The 16516-nt window shown below is 46.4% G+C and carries 14 protein-coding genes and 1 other RNA gene; 13 read left to right on the top strand and 2 right to left on the bottom strand.

Annotation, left to right across the window (positions count from 1 at the left end; translation table 11 throughout):
- The 5 genes from IJ369_RS10685 to rnr all read left to right on the top strand — a co-directional run.
- A partial coding sequence (locus IJ369_RS10685; RefSeq protein ID WP_290718893.1) for a baseplate J/gp47 family protein occupies nucleotides 1-936 on the top strand: 936 nt, incomplete at its 5' end.
- Nucleotides 933-1496, top strand: a complete 564-nt coding sequence (locus IJ369_RS10680; protein WP_290718892.1) for a putative phage tail protein — start codon at nucleotides 933-935, stop codon at nucleotides 1494-1496. The genes IJ369_RS10685 and IJ369_RS10680, both read left to right, overlap by 4 nt.
- 101 nt (nucleotides 1497-1597) lie before the next feature.
- Nucleotides 1598-2998 carry an MATE family efflux transporter gene (locus IJ369_RS10675; protein ID WP_290718891.1) on the top strand — a complete coding sequence of 467 codons (1401 nt, stop codon included), beginning with the start codon at nucleotides 1598-1600 and terminating at the stop codon, nucleotides 2996-2998.
- 126 nt (nucleotides 2999-3124) lie between these two features.
- Nucleotides 3125-3367: a preprotein translocase subunit SecG gene (gene secG / locus IJ369_RS10670; protein ID WP_290718889.1), complete on the top strand. Its 243-nt coding sequence runs from the start codon at nucleotides 3125-3127 to the stop codon at nucleotides 3365-3367.
- Between the two features lie 106 nt (nucleotides 3368-3473).
- Complete coding sequence (rnr, locus tag IJ369_RS10665; RefSeq protein ID WP_290718887.1) at nucleotides 3474-5630, top strand: ribonuclease R; 2157 nt, start codon at nucleotides 3474-3476, stop codon at nucleotides 5628-5630.
- A 30-nt stretch (nucleotides 5631-5660) separates the two neighbouring features.
- Here the strand turns inward: rnr and IJ369_RS10660 are convergent, their stop codons facing one another.
- Nucleotides 5661-5948 carry a hypothetical protein gene (locus IJ369_RS10660; RefSeq protein ID WP_290718885.1) on the bottom strand — a complete coding sequence of 96 codons (288 nt, stop codon included), beginning with the start codon at nucleotides 5946-5948 and terminating at the stop codon, nucleotides 5661-5663.
- A gap of 253 nt (nucleotides 5949-6201) precedes the next feature.
- Between IJ369_RS10660 and smpB the strand changes: the two genes are divergently transcribed.
- The 7 genes from smpB (at nucleotide 6202) to IJ369_RS10625 (ending at nucleotide 12938) form a co-directional block, all read left to right on the top strand.
- On the top strand, nucleotides 6202-6675 hold the full coding sequence (gene smpB, locus IJ369_RS10655) for an SsrA-binding protein SmpB (RefSeq protein ID WP_290718882.1): 474 nt from the start codon (nucleotides 6202-6204) through the stop codon (nucleotides 6673-6675).
- Between the two features lie 44 nt (nucleotides 6676-6719).
- Nucleotides 6720-7078: a transfer-messenger RNA gene (gene ssrA, locus IJ369_RS10650) on the top strand.
- A gap of 281 nt (nucleotides 7079-7359) precedes the next feature.
- Entirely contained in the window at nucleotides 7360-8352 is a 993-nt protein-coding gene (locus IJ369_RS10645; protein ID WP_290718880.1) for a hypothetical protein, read from the top strand.
- Between the two features lie 122 nt (nucleotides 8353-8474).
- Complete coding sequence (locus IJ369_RS10640) at nucleotides 8475-8678, top strand: hypothetical protein (RefSeq protein ID WP_290718878.1); 204 nt, start codon at nucleotides 8475-8477, stop codon at nucleotides 8676-8678.
- 647 nt (nucleotides 8679-9325) lie between these two features.
- On the top strand, nucleotides 9326-10408 hold the full coding sequence (locus IJ369_RS10635; RefSeq protein WP_290718876.1) for a copper amine oxidase N-terminal domain-containing protein: 1083 nt from the start codon (nucleotides 9326-9328) through the stop codon (nucleotides 10406-10408).
- Nucleotides 10409-10649: 241 nt separating this feature from the next.
- The gene (locus IJ369_RS10630) at nucleotides 10650-12605 is read left to right on the top strand and encodes an S-layer homology domain-containing protein (RefSeq protein WP_290718874.1); all 1956 of its coding nucleotides are present in this window, start codon (nucleotides 10650-10652) and stop codon (nucleotides 12603-12605) included.
- 108 nt (nucleotides 12606-12713) lie between these two features.
- A complete protein-coding gene (locus tag IJ369_RS10625; protein ID WP_290718872.1) occupies nucleotides 12714-12938 on the top strand; it encodes a hypothetical protein in 225 nt (74 codons plus the stop codon).
- A 62-nt stretch (nucleotides 12939-13000) separates the two neighbouring features.
- Here the strand turns inward: IJ369_RS10625 and IJ369_RS10620 are convergent, their stop codons facing one another.
- Entirely contained in the window at nucleotides 13001-14026 is a 1026-nt protein-coding gene (locus tag IJ369_RS10620) for a LacI family DNA-binding transcriptional regulator (protein ID WP_290718870.1), read from the bottom strand.
- Between the two features lie 303 nt (nucleotides 14027-14329).
- On the opposite strand from IJ369_RS10620, the gene IJ369_RS10615 reads away from it, so the two are divergent.
- Nucleotides 14330-16513: a PTS transporter subunit IIBC gene (locus tag IJ369_RS10615; protein ID WP_290718868.1), complete on the top strand. Its 2184-nt coding sequence runs from the start codon at nucleotides 14330-14332 to the stop codon at nucleotides 16511-16513.
- Nucleotides 16514-16516: the final 3 nt, after the last annotated feature.

Here is a 16516-nt window from a genome sequence, read left to right as displayed (position 1 = left end):
CTGGATATGCTGGAGGATAGAACCTTTGCAGACACGGCGACGGGGGATGACCTGACGAGACGTGCGGCAGAGAGAGGTATTCAGCGGAAAGGGGCTGTAAAGGCAACATTTTACGGGAGTTTTCTGGATGAAGACGGAGAAGAATATCCCGTTGAGGCTGGTACACGTTTTTTTCTGGAGGAATATTATTACGTGGTGCTTTCCAGAGAGGAAGACGGGCGATATGTACTGGAATGTGAAACGGCAGGCGCCTGCGGGAACGATTATCTGGGGAATCTGGTTCCTCTGGAGACGATGGCAGGACTGGCGACAGCGACACTGGAAGAACTGCGTACAGACGGCGAGGATGAAGAAGGGGACGATGAACTACGGAAACGTTACTTTGCCAGCTTTGATGCCGATGCCTTTGGCGGAAACATTGCCGATTATGAGAGAAAGGTGAATGCCCTGCAGAACGTAGGCGGCGTAAAGGTATACCCTGCCTGGAACGGGGGAGGCACGGTGAAGCTGGTCATCATCGACCAGGGCTGGCGGGCGCCTACGGAAACGGAACTGGCGGCACTGCAGACGGAAATTGACCCGGAAAGCAGAGGCGACGGATATGGCATTGCGCCTATCGGGCATCAGGTGACAGTGGAAGGGGTTGCGGAAGTGACCTGCGGTATTACTATGAGCATTTCGCTGGCGGAAGGGGCAGTACAGGAAACGGTGCTGGCAGATATCCAGAGCAGATTCGAAACATATTTTGAAGAATTGCGGAAAAACTGGGCAGACAGTGAGTATCTGACAGTGCGTATCAGTTATCTGGAAAGCAGAGCACTGGAGGCCGACGGCGTGGTAGATATTTCTGATTGCACCATCAATGGCAACAGCGGGAATATGGTGCTGGGGGCGGATGAAGTGCCTGTGCTGGGTGAGATTGGGGTGAGCGCATGAGCGAGAACAGATACAGCAATTACTTACCTAGCACCGTAAGAGATTTGCAGGAATTTCAGAAGCTGGCAGAAATCGAAGGGGCCGTTCTGGAGGAAGAAGCGGCGGCAAGAGATGAAGTGGTGAATAACCAATGGATTCTGACAGCAGAGAGAAGCGGTCTGCTGCGGTTGGCGAAGATGATGGGCTTTCTGGGAGCGGAAGTGATGGAAACGGAAACTCTGAGAGAGGAAATCCTTTATCGCTGGAACAGCCGAAGCCCTTACACGTATTTTCATCTGCAGGACTGGCTGGATGGGTGCTGCGGCGCTGGAAAATATGCGGCGGAACTGGAAAGAGAGAATTATTTTCTGCATCTGGTGCTGGAACTGTGCGTGAAGGAGAAAAAGGATTTCCTGCAGAAACACCTGCGGAAAATCATTCCCGCAAATCTGACGCTGAAAGTGGATCTGAATACGAATACTTATGGGAAGGTGGGCGTGATGACCCACGGGCAGATGAAGGAACTGGGCTGGACCTATGGACAGATCCCTTTTGAAGATTTGACACCCTATGAAAAATAAAGAAGAGACTGAAAACAATCCGATTGTTTTCGGTCTTTTTTTTATTGAGAGATAGAGGTACAATTAAAAATAGATAAAATAACATTTTTAGGAGAAGAGAAATGGAAGAAAAGAAAAATATGCAAGGGAACCCTTTGGGCTATGCGCCTTTGGGTGGCCTGATGCGAAAATTTGCCATACCGTCTATCATCAGCTTGCTGGTGACGGCGGCTTATAATATGACAGACCAGATTTTTATTGGCCATGTAGTGGGGATGCTGGGAAATGCGGCAACGAATGTTGCCTTTCCGGTGACGACCCTTTTGATGGCTTTTGCTCAGCTGATCGGGGTTGGTACAGCGGCAAACTTCAATATCAATCTGGGGGCAAAGAGACTGGAAGAAGCAAAGAAGTTTATTGGCACCGGGCTGACAATGATGAGCGTGGCCGGGCTTTTGTTCATGGCGGTGGTTTTGCTGTTTAAAACACCAATTTTGCTGATTTGCGGGGCAACGGAAACCGTATTGCCTTTGGCACAGGATTACCTTGGCATCGCGGCCATTGGGATTCCTTTTCTGCTGTTCACCAGTGCGGCCAGTATGATCATCCGTGCGGATGGCAGTCCTTCTTATTCTATGACCTGTATGGTCAGCGGTGCGGTTTTAAATGTATTTTTGGACTGGTTGTTCCTGTTTGCATTAGACTGGGGCATCCAGGGGGCGGCATTGGCGACCATTGTCAGCCAGATGTTTTCCTTCCTGCGGTGTATCCGTTATTTTCCCAAATTCAAGACATTTCCTATCCGAAAGGATATGCTGGGCCTGAAATGGGCTTATGTTGGGAAAATCGCAAAGCTGGGGACAAGTAACTTTATCAATCATACGATTATGATGATGGTGAATATCGTGCTGAACAATTCTCTGACATACTATGGGGCGCTGTCCATCTATGGGAAGGATATCCCTCTGGCGGTTTCCGGCGTAGCAGCGAAGCTGAACAGCATTATGATCTCTTTCGTTGTTGGCCTCGCGCAGGGCTGCCAGCCCATCCTTGGTTTTAACATGGGGGCAAAAAATTACGATCGCGTGAAAGCTACGTATAAAAAAGCAGTAAAAACCGGGTTGTGCTTCAGCGCAGCGGCGTTTTTGCTGTTCCAGTTCTTCCCCAGAGAAGTCATCAGTATTTTTGGCGTGGGGAATGAATTATATTTCCAGTTTGCGGAGAAATATCTGCGTGTTTATTTGTTTATGGTATTTCTTTTTGGTCTGCAGCCCATTACAGTGAATTATTTTACCAGCATCGGCAATGTAAAGCAGGGCATCATCCTTTCTGCATCCAGGCAGGGCTTTATCCTGATTCCCATGCTGCTGCTGCTTCCTTTGCAATTTGGCTTGAACGGCGTATTACTTGCGGGGCCGATCTCTGATGCCCTGGCAGCACTCCTTTCCATTACCATGGTCGCTATCAATTTCCGCGGCCTTTCCAGACAGCAGGCGGCTTTGCAGAAAAAGGCGGAAGGCTGACTTTTCGGCAAAAAACAGTTGCGAAGGGCAGTAGAATGTGCTACAATATGCAAATAGTGGGGAGGAGTGTCCCCAAAATTCGATGAGATAACACTCTGAATGAGTGAAAATACAGGAGGTTTTTGTATGTCTACAATCGGTACAGTATTAACAGTTGTTTTGATGATCCTGGCAGTTGTTCTGGCGGCTATCATTCTGATGCAGTCCAAACGTTCCGCTGGTCTGGGTGCAGTAGGTGGCAGCAGCAGCGGTGATTCTTACTGGAGCAAAAACAAAGGCAATTCTATGGAAGGTGCACTGGAAAAATACACAAAAATCGGCGGCGCACTGTTCATGATCATTGCGTTCATCGTAAATCTGGTAGGTTAAGAAAAAGCGAACGAAAGAGATGTCAGAATCAGACATCTCTTTTTTTATAGAATGAGAAGATTTGGGGAAAGATAAGGCAAAACAGGAGAATAGAAGGAGAAATTCTATGGAAGAAATTGATATTTTAAAAGAAAGAAAAGAGCGGATTTTAGCATATATTGAAAGCGAAGATTATGTGCCCATGAAGCGCAGGGATATGCGCGCTATGCTTTCTGTTCCTGCGGAAGATAGAGAAAAATTTGAGGCTGTGATCGACGAGCTGCTGAATGAAGGCCGTATTTTTGAAACGAAAAAAGGGAAGCTGGCTTCTCCGAAAGACCTGCAGATGGCAACAGGCTCTTTTATTGGACATGCCAGAGGGTTTGGCTTCGTGACGCCCGATGAAGGAGGCGATGATATCTTTATTCCTGCCAGTGAAACCATGGGTGCCATGCAGAAGGATAAAGTCCTCTATAAAGTGCTGCATAAAGCGGAAAAGGGGAAAAAGGCCGATGGTGTCATTGTACGTATTCTGGAAAGAGGACAGCAGCGCATCGTTGGTACCTTTGAAGCGGGAAGCAAAGGCTATGGCTTCGTGGTTGCGGATGATAAGAAAATTGCCAAGGATATTTTTGTTTCCAGAGACCATACCAAAGGGGCTGTGACAGGCCACAAAGTTGTGGTGGAAATCATTGATTACGGCGAGGACAGACGCAACCCCGAGGGGAAAGTTGTGGAGATTTTGGGCCATGTGAACGACCCCGGTGTAGATATCCTTTCCGTCATTCGCAGGTATGAACTGGCGGTGGAATTCCCCGAGGAAGTGTATAAGGAAATCGAAAATCTGGGCACAGAGGTGGCGGAGGAAGATAAAAAAGGCAGAGAAGACCTGCGAGACCTGCTGACCATCACCATTGATGGCGAGGATGCCAAGGATTTGGACGACGCCATTTCCCTGCAGAAGCTGAACAACGGCAATTTTGAATTGGGCGTGCATATTGCGGATGTTTCCCACTATGTGCGTGAATATACAGAATTGGATAAAGAAGCCTACGCAAGAGGTACCAGTGTGTATCTGGTGGATAGGGTCATTCCTATGCTGCCCCATAAGCTGAGCAACGGCATCTGTTCCCTGAATCCCCATGTGGACAGACTGGCTCTCAGCTGTATCATGGAAATCGACCGCAAAGGTGAAGTGGTTGCCCATCGCATTGCGGAAACGCTCATTAATTCCAACTATCGTATGACGTATACAGCCGTAAGAGAAATTCTGGAGGATGAAACCCCTGAACTGCTGGAACAGTATGCGGAAATTCTGCCCATGCTGGATGATATGGAAGAGTTGCGTCAGATTTTAGGCACAAAGAGAAGAAAACGTGGTTCTGTGAATTTCGATCTGCCCGAATCCAAAATCATTCTGGATGAAAACGGCAAGCCCATCGATATCAAGCCTTATGAAAGAAGCATCGCCACAAATATGATCGAGGAATTCATGCTGGTGTGCAACGAGACCATCGCGGAAAATTCTTTCTGGCAGGAAATGCCCTTCATGTACCGCAGCCATCAGGAGCCTGATGAAGAAAAACTGGAAAAAATGGAACAGTTCCTGCGGGGGTTTGGCTACCATCTGAGAAAGAAAGATGGTGAAATTCACCCTCGCGAGATTCAGAAGGTGCTGCGGACAGCGGAAGGCACTGATGAGGAACGCATCATTACCCGTATGGTGCTGCGCAGCATGATGCAGGCAAGATATACAGCGGAAAACGGCGGACATTTTGGCCTGGCAGCAAAATATTATTGCCACTTTACTTCTCCCATCCGCAGATATCCCGACCTGGAGATTCATCGTATGATCAAAAAGATGCTCCATGGTGAGTTGGATGAAAAATCCTCTTTGAACTATCGCAGAAAAATGCCCGATTGGGCAAAGCATTGCTCCAAACAGGAACGCATTGCGGAGGACGCGGAAAGAGATACGGATGCCCTGAAAAAAGTGGAATACATGGAAGACAAGGTCGGTGAGATTTACGAAGGTATTATCTCAGGTGTAACGAACTGGGGCATCTATGTGGAATTGCCCAATACCATCGAAGGGATGGTCTCTCTGTCGCAGATGGATGATGATTACTACGAATTTGACGACAACAATATGCTGGTCTTCGGCAGAAGAACGAGAAAAAGCTATCGTCTGGGGGACAGGGTGACTGTCTCTGTGGCAAAGGTTGACCGTATGATGGGCACCATTGATTTTGTTTTCGAAGAAGATTTCGAAGATTTTGCGTAAAAGAAAGAACCCTCTTTTGAGGGTTCTTTTTTAGTCACGGATACCTGCGTGTACCATGTCGTCAAAGAGATAAAATTCAAACTGAGTCACACCGGGGAGTTCCTCCTCGGGCATAAAATTGCCTTCCAGTTCAATGCGCCAGCCCAGGCCCTCGTAGGTGCCGGAGCCGCCGTCATCGGCTGTGACAGTGGGGTGGGCAAAAATGGGTTTTTCAAAATCATTCAGGCGAAGCAGGTCTGTGGCCATAGCGGCGAACCACAGGAGAAAGAAAAATATAAAAATCAGAAAAAGTCTTTTAACTGTTTTTGTTGTAAGCATAAATAGTCTCCTTTCATAGGAATTTTTTGTTTATCATAGCAGAAAAAAAGAATGAGGGAAAGGGTTCCTATGAATTTAAGGAAACTGTAAGAATTGCCGCTTTCTTAGAGATAGAGTCAAAAAAGCCCGAAATTTCAAGGGTTTCTGTAAAAGAATTGAAAAATTGTAATAGAAACGTCATTTGATTTTTTCTATATTCTATGGTATAGTTATTCCTGCAGTAGGAATAGGACAAAGAGGCAGGTGATTCTGTATGGCAAAGGCGAAGGGAACAAAGCTGATTGCGCAAAATAAAAAAGCATATCATGATTACTTCATCGAAGAAACCATACAGGCCGGCATTTCTTTGGCTGGGACAGAGGTGAAAAGCCTGCGTGCGGGCAAGTGCAGCCTGAAGGAAAGCTACATCCAGATCAGGGATGGGGAAGCTTTCATCTACAACATGCACATCAGCCCCTACGAACAGGGCAATATCTTCAACAAAGACCCTCTGCGCCCCAGAAGACTGCTGCTGCATAAGGTGCAGATCCGCAAATGGGACCATGAAGTCCGCGCAGCGGGTTATACAGTGGTTCCCCTGAAGGTGTATTTTGACCGCAGCTATGTGAAAGTAGATGTGGCGCTGGCAAAAGGTAAAAAACTCTATGACAAGAGGGATACCATTGCCAAGAACGATGTACGTCGTCAGGCGGAAAAAGATTTTAAAATCAGAAATCTTACTTTGTAAGGATTTGTCGTTTATATTTCATTCGCTCTGCGAGCGAAGCTCGCGGGGGTGCAATGGTTTCGACGGGAGTCTTGAAAGTAGGGATAGCCATCCGCGGACCAGTGAACCGCGTCATCAAGCTGGAACCTTTTTTAAAAAGAAACGACAAAAATAATTTTGCACTGGCTGCCTAATTAACGGCGCCTGTCGGCCTCCGGTTTCTCACCGCCGGAGAGTCCGGCATCGACTTGGTGGGGAACTTTTCTGCCTAAGCTTTGCGGCAGGAAAAGATTCATGAAGCTACTGAGGGACAAAGCCTGTCATTCGGCGTTGTAACGAGGGAATGTTAAAAGACTGACTGTGATGGGAGAAGTTCTTATGGATGGGTTTTCGGACAGGGGTTCAATTCCCCTCACCTCCACTATCATTCAGCACGTCAAAGGATTGACTGGCTGAAACACTTGTGATAGGGCATTTAGCCAGTAAAGACTGGCTAGATGCCCTTATTTTTATCTTAAATTTAGTGAAAATGACGAAGGTTACAACAGGAAGAACTATTAGGGAAATCAGTGGACGGGGGTTCAATAAGGTGGGTGCAGCAGATGATTTTCACGTTGACAATGGAGGTGGAAAATCGAGACTTATTGTTATGAGTAATATGTTACAATAATCGTAAGAAGATTCTTGAACAAGGAGGTCATAGCAATGAGTGATATGAATCAGCAGAAACTAAGATTTAAAGAATTTGATTACGAAGCTATTCAGAAACAATTGCCTGAAGGCTATACGGCTATACCACATTTGCCAATAGAAATGAAGATTCGAAGAACTGCACAGATAATTGTTTATGGATTTTCTTCTTTGGAAGATGCGCGTAAATTTGTGTGGCAGTATCAGCCATTTTTTTCTACATATAAGTTTAGAATTATAAAGGGAATGAAATCTGTGCTTGAGTATGAATATCAGGTTGTCGCGCCACATGAAATGGTAGGGGTAATTAATCAAGTAGAATCTTTGAATTGGAGGATGGCTGCAGAACATACCGTGTATAAAAATTCTGAAGATCCAAAAGCATTGTATAGAGATCTTGGTCAGCCTGGTTTTGTTAAGGCCCTTATTAAAAAAGGGGAGTTGCTTTTATCCACATTTAAACAATGCAGAACATTGGAGAATGAAGCGCGCCGTGATAGGTATGAATTGAGAAATATTGTTGAAATAATTGAAAATAATAAAAAAATGGAAGTGGATATAGGTTTTGATGATAGTCTTCTCGTATTATGCACAACGTTTTCTTCGCCAGATGAAGCCAAGGATAGTTCAGCATTAATCAGAGTAACAGATGTAAATAGCTTTCATAAGGAAGTTACATGTGCTCTTAATAAAATGGGACTTTTGGTTTCAGAAGTTTTACATGGCTATTGTATGTATAACGATAAAGTTATTTCTATAGAAACGGATAATTTTGTAACGGACTTTTGTAAAGAGATGGACTCTACTGGCTTATTCTTGGGAGAAAAACTTGGACAATTTATTAAAGATACCGCTGAGAACGACATTATAATGAATAAACCTGAAGAATTTCTTCATGAAAAAGAATATAGATTTGTATGGAAGCTGGCAACTTCATTTGAGAAGGAAAATCTAAAAATATATAATCTAGATTTGGCAAAATACTGTGAAGCTGTTGAAGAACAATAGCTATATCTCATAGAATTGTATTTATTATTTAGTAGTGGTAAAATAGACACAAGTATATGAAAGGGATAACAGGCAGGCAGAAAGACAGAGCAGCTGCGTGTCAGAGAAGGGAGAAATGCAGAATGATAGAAAAACGTAAAAAAATACAGCCCGTGGTGGATTTGTTGGAGTATATGATTCGCTGCGGTAAAATTTCCAATGAAGGCGGTCATAAAATTTTTGCTGTCGTGTTGAAGGAGCCTGATCTGACAGACCGTGTTATGGATATTTTAGATCTGGAACTGTCGGAGCAGGAGACAATCGCAAAGGTGGAAAGGTTGCTGTGACAGCGAGGAGCCCGCAGCCTCCAATCCGAAGGAACTTTTGGGAACATTAAGTGGGGTTGTTTTGAAGCGGAAAAGAAATCGTTCTTTTAGAGGTTGATTATTCATGCTGAAGCTCTGCAATAATGAATTCTCCATAATGATTTATATTAGAAAGGTTCTTTGTTCGGCAGAGGTATTGGAATGTCTATACGGCAATGATGAAAGTGGGCGTGAATAACAAACATGTCCCTTATAAAAAACGGCGAATGACGATAGAAGGCAGAAGCAATGTTCGACCTGTGTTACAAAGGATAGCCTTAAGGTTTGGAAGTGATAATCGTGATATATGGATCACCTCCATACTCTTTCGGCACGTACCAGGATTACGAGGCTGAAACACTTATGAAAAGGCATCGGGCAAGGAAAAAACTTGCTGGGATGCCTTTTTCGTTTCTATTTAAAGACGATATGGGAAACTATATCGCCTTATCATGTTCTCTGCAAATGTTCAATTTTGTCCCTGCGTTTCCTTGCCTTCCGTGACGGGAGGAAGGTTCCTGTGGGGATTTTTGCGTTCTCTGCAAAGGCAACTGTCTGCTTCTGGTTGACATATTCATAGTGTTATTGTATGCTAATGATATGAATTTCAATATGAGGAGGAATGAAGAATGAAAAGAATACTTTCCATAATTTCCGCTGCTTTGCTGGCAGTAGGCATGAGTACCACAGTCTTCGCTGCTGATCTTAATGTAACTGTAGAAGGCACTCCTGTTGCATGGACAGATGCAAAGCCTTTCATCAATGAAGACAGTCGCACACTGGTGCCCCTGCGCCCTATTGCCAATGCACTGGGACTGGAAGTTGTATGGAATGATGATACTAATACAGCATCCTTTACTGATGGTATTGGAACAGTTGAGTTCACTGTCGGTGTCGATGAATATCACGCTTTCCTCAATGATTATTCAACCGTTGAAGGATTTATCGAAATGGATACGACACCCGTGATTGCCGACAGCCGTATCTACGCCCCTGCCAGATATCTGGCAGAAGCCTTTGGCTATGACGTTGGCTGGGAAGAAGCGACAAAATCCGTAATCATCGTAAAAGCGGAAGGCTTTGAAGAGGAAGAAGAACCCATCAAACTGCCCGAAGTTCCCGCAGGAGAAGTGGCCTCTGCATTCCCTGTTACAACAGAAGCCGGTGTGGAAATGGACACGATCATTTCTATAGATGGCGTAACTTTCAAGGAAGAACCCGATTTCTTCGAATATCATTATGAACTGAATGCTGATATTGAATTATTCAGCCAGGGCATGAGCTATGATTTTGAAGAAGGTTATCTGATTCCTGATCTGCAGCCCAGCCTGTCTGTAAAACCCGGTACATATCCCATTTCCTGGACACTGCCCGCAGAATGGTTTGCAGATACAAAAGAAGATGTGATCATTCCCACAACATTGACTGTAACTGCGCCTACACTGGAAACAGCCATGAATCTGGCTTTGGAAAATATTGCATATGGCGTATATGTAGATTACGGCGCTGTGGAAGAAGATGTTTCTGCGGCGATCATGGAAGATATTACATGGCTTTTTGAAGATACATCTTTCGCAGCAGCGACCAGCAATGGCGACTTTGATATTTCCGGCAGCCAATGGACAGGTACTATCACAGTAACTGATACAGCAACTTCCGAAACGACATCCACAACAATGACAATTCCTGTTAACTTTACCTCGGATTTTTAATTGATGTTCAAAGTAAAAAAACACTTTGGCCATTGCGCCAAAGTGTTTTTTTGTTGCTTATTCTTCAGTATGTTTTGCTGTGTAGGATTTTCCTGCCCGGATACTGCACCCCATCAGTGCGTTTTTTCGGTTTTCTCATGGGAACACAATCTACGCCGTCGGTTTTCTGTCTTTTGCATGACAGCAATGTAAAAGGGTGGTACAATACAAACAGGATATGACTGCAAAGGAGGAGTTGGAAATGTTACATAAACCGAAAAAAATACTGAGCCTGTCTCTGGCTCTGGCGCTTTCGGTGTCTATGGTGCAGCCTGCGCTGGCAGGGGTCACCTATATGCCCGATGTAACGGCGGAAATGTCTCAGGCATCTTACTGGGCGGATTACCATGAAGGCTACAGAGATGTGATCCTGACACCGGAAGAGATTAAGGCGTTCAATGAGGACACTTTTCTTGCCGATGGAACTATGGTGATGGATCTGAAAACAGCCGCAGAAACATACAATGGCATTTCCCGAAATGCTTCTCTGATTTCGTCCGCTGCATCTGATGCCCAGTATTACCTGAGCTGGACATATGATAAGGATGGCAATAAAACCGACTGGGCGTATTTTCAGGAAATGATCGACAATACACAGGACGCCGATGCGGCGGAAGTGATGCCAACCCGTTATGGCATTGCCGTCAACAGGACTGTTGTGCAGGTGTTCCCCAGCGAAAATCTTCTGTTGGATGACCCCAATGACAAGGATTCTGACAATATGGCCCTCAGCGCAGTGCCTGTCAATGAACCTCTGATCATTTATAATACTTCTGCTGACGGGAAATATTATCTGGCGCGTATTGCCAGCTGTTCCGGCTGGGTGCCTGCAGAGGATGTAGCCCTCTGTGCCAATAAGGAAGAATGGCTCTCAGCGTGGGATCTGCCCTCCGAAGACCTGCTGGTGGTTTACGGCAATAAGGTTTATACCGATGCTTCTTATGAAACACCCCAGACCTCCAGAAGAATGCTGACCACAGGCACGGCTCTGGAGCTGGTGACAGAGCTGGCCCCCGATCAGATGATCGGCAACCGTTCTCCCTACCATAACTATGTCGTTTATCTGCCGGTACGCAATGATGACGGCAGTTACAGCAAACAGATGGCGCTGATTCCTGAAACAGCAAAGGTTAATATCGGTTATCTGCCTCTGACCATGGAAAATATCGCTATGATCACCTTCAATAATTTGGGCGATGCCTATGGCTGGGGCGGCATGCTGGATGTAGAGGATTGCTCCGGTCTGGTGCGTACGGTGTATTCCTGCTTTGGTCTGGAAGTTGCCAGAAACGGTAACTGGCAGTGGAACATGAATATGGAAAAAATCGACATGACAAATATGTCTATTGAAGAGAAATGCCTGATCCTGGATGAAATGCCTCTGGGTTCTGCTCTGTGCTTCCCCGGACATGAAATGATCTATCTGGGTAAGGTAGATGGGAAATATTATGTTGTCAGCGCAGTTGGCACCATCATGAGCCCCGACACAGGCAACAGGCTGAATACCAGAGATGTCATGATCAATACGCTGGATGTGAAACGCGCCAATGGCAAAACATGGATGGAAGCCCTGAACAAAGCCTTTATGCCCTGTTATGCGAAACTGGACGGCAAGGAGTACGGTTTCCCTGATACGCAGTGGTATCATGACGGCGTTGCATATTGTCTGAAAAACGGCATCTTGAAAAACAAAGCAGACGGTACTTTCGGCATCCATGATGTGACTACCCGCGCCATGATAGCGGAAGCACTGTGGGCGGCAGAAGGCAACCCTAAAGCATATACACAGTGTTTTTTCCAGGATGTGGGGGAAGCCCATCCTTCCAGAGATGCTATAATCTGGGCAACAGAAACCGGCGTTATGTCCGGCTATGACGGCAATACTTTCGGCGCAGCGGATGCAGTGACAAGAGAACAGCTGGCATCCATCCTCTGGAGATATGCAAAATACAAAGGCTATGATGTGAGCGTAGGCGAAGATACAAATATCCTTTCCTACGAGGATGCCTTTGATATCAGCGAATATGCAATCCCTGCCATGCAGTGGGCCTGTGGCGCAGGCATCATCAGCGGCAATGAGGATGGCACACTGAACCCCGATGGGCATGCCCAGAGAGCCCATACGGCACAGATGCTGATGAAATATCTGAAAAAATAAATCAGAGCAGAAAGTTGATTCGTAAAAAGCAGATACAGGTACCACTGCAGAAGCGGCGATCCAGGTATATGCTGTGGTTATGGTCTGGGCTTTCTGGCAGGCAAGATTGTGAAGATGTCTGTTGCAAAGAGAAAGGCTATCGCCATCGAAGTTGGCATGCAGAACTCCGGCATGGGGACAACACTGGCAGCTTCTTGTTTCCCCTCCCTGGCACTGGCAACATTACCTGGCGCGATCTTCCGTGCATGGCATAATATTTCCGCTGCGATTGCAGCGGATCTGATGGCTCGTGCCAATGAAAAAGAACAGAGTAGGGAACAGATGCATAAATAAATACGCGTAAAATGCATATAAAAGAAAAGCACATATCAAGGACTTGATATGTGCTTTTTGTGTTATGATTCGATTTTTTTACAGCTGTCCCGTTCTATAATACGGTGGGGGACAACGATTTTCGTTGCCATCAAGTTGGGGTATTCTGCATGATTGATGATTTGTGCAGCGGCTTCGTGACCCAGCTGGAAAGGATTGATATCTACAGAAGTCAGTTGGGGGGAGGACAACTGAGCATAGAGAGAGTTGTTGAAGGAAATAATGGAAATATCATCAGGGATGGAAAGCTGCATCTGTAGGCACACTCTTTCCAGTGCCAATGCCAGCATATCATCGCTGACAACAAAAGCGGTGGGGCGATCCTCTCTGGCCAGCAGCTCCTGTAAAGTATCCAGTGTGTCAGAATGAATACTTTCCAGCTCAAAGCAATACTCTGCCCGAACGGGCAGTTCATGCTGCAGGAGGGAAAGCTGATAGCCGGATTTTCGGTCGGAAGCATATAAGAAGTCGCTCCTGCCGCCCAGGTATCCTATGCGGCGATGTCCCAGATCATACAGATAATCTGTTGCTTCTCTGCCTGCCAGCAGATTGTCGTTATCGATACAGATGGTCTGATTTGCCAGTTCGTTTGCTTTGCCGACGATCACATACAGCAGACCATGCTCGCATAAATAATCCACTACGATATCATCTTTTTTAGAATAAAGCATAATAAACCCATCTGCCATACCGCTGCGGTGAAGGGCTTGGACAGATTGCAGGATCTCTTCGTAATCTTTCCCGGTGATGACATTGCTGGCCACCTGCTGCTGATTGCAAAGGCGGCTGATCCCGCGGATCGCTTTCAGATAAAAAGTGTTGTCATAAGCATCCTGGGGAGAAGGGGGCAGAATGATGCCTACCATCTTCATAGAAGTAGATGTCTGGGCGTCATTTGCCGCAGGAAGTTCATAGCCCAGCTGTGTCATGGCCTTTTGTACTCTTTCACGGGTCTCTCTGCTGATCGCGGGGTTGTCGTTGCAAACGCGGGAAACCGTGGAAGGGGAAACGCCCGCCAGTTTTGCTACGTCTTTTATTGTAACTGCCATAGTTGCACATCCTTTTCATGAAACATAATATTTGTTTTATGCAAATAGTTTCTTTTCATTCTATTGTAACGACGATTTTTCGAAATGTCAAATAAAGGGCGGCTCTGTTTGTGCTCTTGTGCAACTTTTGTGCAAATGCTTGAGGATTTTTGCACAAAATGGATATGGCGAATTTGTGTATAACGGAGAACCTTATAAATAAGAAGTGATTTCGTCTTGAAATTTCTATGCAATAGATATATTATGATTGCAGAAAGTTTCTGAAATGATTACAGAAAAATAAAATTGAGAAGGGGTCAAAAAATGAGCAGCAATACAAATACCGAAATGGTAAAATCCATCCTGGCGCCGCTGAGCGGCAAAGTAGTTCCTCTGGAACAGGTTCCTGATGCAGTTTTTTCCCAGAAGATCCTGGGCGACGGCATCGCTATCATCCCTGAGGACGGCAAAATTTACGCACCCGTAAGCGGCGAAGTGGCAAGCGTGGCAGATACCCTGCATGCTTACGGCTTCATCTCCGAAGACGATCTGGAGATTCTTATCCATGTGGGTCTGGACAGCGTTGCCCTGAAGGGCGAAGGCTTCGTCAGCCATGTCAATGTGGGCGACATGGTCAAGGCTGGCGATCTGATTGCAGAAGTAGACCTGAAATTCCTGGAAAGCAAAAACGTTCCTACTATCACTCCCGTGCTGATCTGCGATGGTGCAGACGACCTGCCTTTGTACACAGCAAGCGGCAATGTAGTGGCTGGTAAAGACAGTGTCATCACATTGGGTGGTGAAGCTCCTGCAGCGGAAATTGCAGCAGAAGAGCCCGCCGCAGTAGAAACAGTAAAAGAAGAACCCAAGAAAAAAGGCGGCATCAATTTCGACTTCCTGCAGAAGCTTGGCAAGGTGCTGATGACAGTTATCGCCGTTATGCCTGCCGCAGGTATTATGCTGAGCGTAGGCAAGCTGTTCCAGATGGCAGATCTTTCTTTCCTGATGATCGTAGGTTCCACCATGGAAAACATCGGCTGGGCCATCATCAATAACCTGCACATTCTCTTCGCTGCTGCCATCGGTGGTTCCTGGGCGAAGGAAAGAGCAGGCGGCGCATTCGCAGCCATCATCGCGTTCATCCTGATCAACTGCATCACAGGTGCAGTATTCGGCGTAAACAGCGCAATGCTTTCCGAAGAAGGCGCTGTGGTCTCCTCCTTCTTTGGTCAGGAAATGCTGGTAGAAAACTACTTCACCTCTGTTCTGGGCGCTCCTGCGCTGAATATGGGTGTTTTCGTAGGCATCATCTCCGGTTTCGTCGGCGGTACTGTCTACAATAAATACTATAATTTCCGCAAACTGCCCGAAGCACTGGCCTTCTTCAACGGCAAACGCTTCGTTCCACTGGCTGTTATCTTCTATTCCACCATCGTTTCCCTGATCATGGCAGTCGTATGGCCTGTGGTACAGGCTGGCATCAATGCTTTTGGCATCTGGATTGCCAACTCCTCCACAACATCTCCTATTCTGGCGCCTTTTATCTACGGCACACTGGAACGTCTGCTGCTGCCCTTCGGTCTGCATCATATGCTGACCATCCCCATGAACTACACATCCTTCGGCGGCACATACCTCATCCAGACAGGCATCAACGCCGGCGCCGAAGTATTCGGTCAGGACCCTCTGTGGCTGGCATGGGTAACAGACTTGATCAACTTCAAGGATATGGGTGACATGGCAGCATACGAAAACCTGCTGGCAACAGTTACACCTGCCCGTTTCAAAGTTGGCCAGATGATCGGTGCAACAGGTCTGCTGCTGGGTATCGCCCTGGCAATGTATCGCCGTGTAGATGCGGATAAACGCAGAAACTACCGTTCCATGTTCATCTCCACTGTTCTGGCAGTATTCCTGACAGGCGTAACAGAACCTCTGGAATTCATGTTCATGTTCTGTGCACTGCCTCTGTATGTGGTATATGCACTGCTGCAGGGCTGTGCCTTCGCTATGGCGGGCATCATCGACCTGCGCCTGCATTCCTTCGGTAATCTGGAATTCATGACACGTGTGCCCATGTCCCTGAAAGCGGGCCTCAACGGCGATATCGTCAACTTCCTGATCTGCTGCGTGGCATTCTTTGTCATCGGCTACTTTGTTGCATACTTTATGATCGGCAAATTTAAATTTGCCACACCTGGCCGACTGGGTAACTATACAGACGAAACAGAAAGCGAAGAAGCTTCCGCTTCCGTAAGCAACACAACAGCAGGCGGCACACAGGCAGAACGAATCATCGCTCTCCTGGGCGGTCGTGAAAACATCACTCTGGTGGATGCCTGCATGACACGTCTGCGTGTCACAGTAAAAGACCTGAGCAAGGTTGCCGAACTGGCTGAATGGAAGGCGGAAGGCGCCCTGGGCCTCATCAAGAAAGACAACGGCATCCAGGCGGTCTATGGCCCCAAGGCAGATGTTTTGAAATCTGATATCAACGACATCCTGTAAGGG

Source organism: Anaerotignum sp. (genome assembly GCF_017483025.1).
In the GTDB taxonomy this organism is placed as follows: Bacteria; Bacillota; Clostridia; order Lachnospirales; family Anaerotignaceae; genus Anaerotignum_A.
This window is presented reverse-complemented; position numbering and strand designations above follow the sequence as displayed.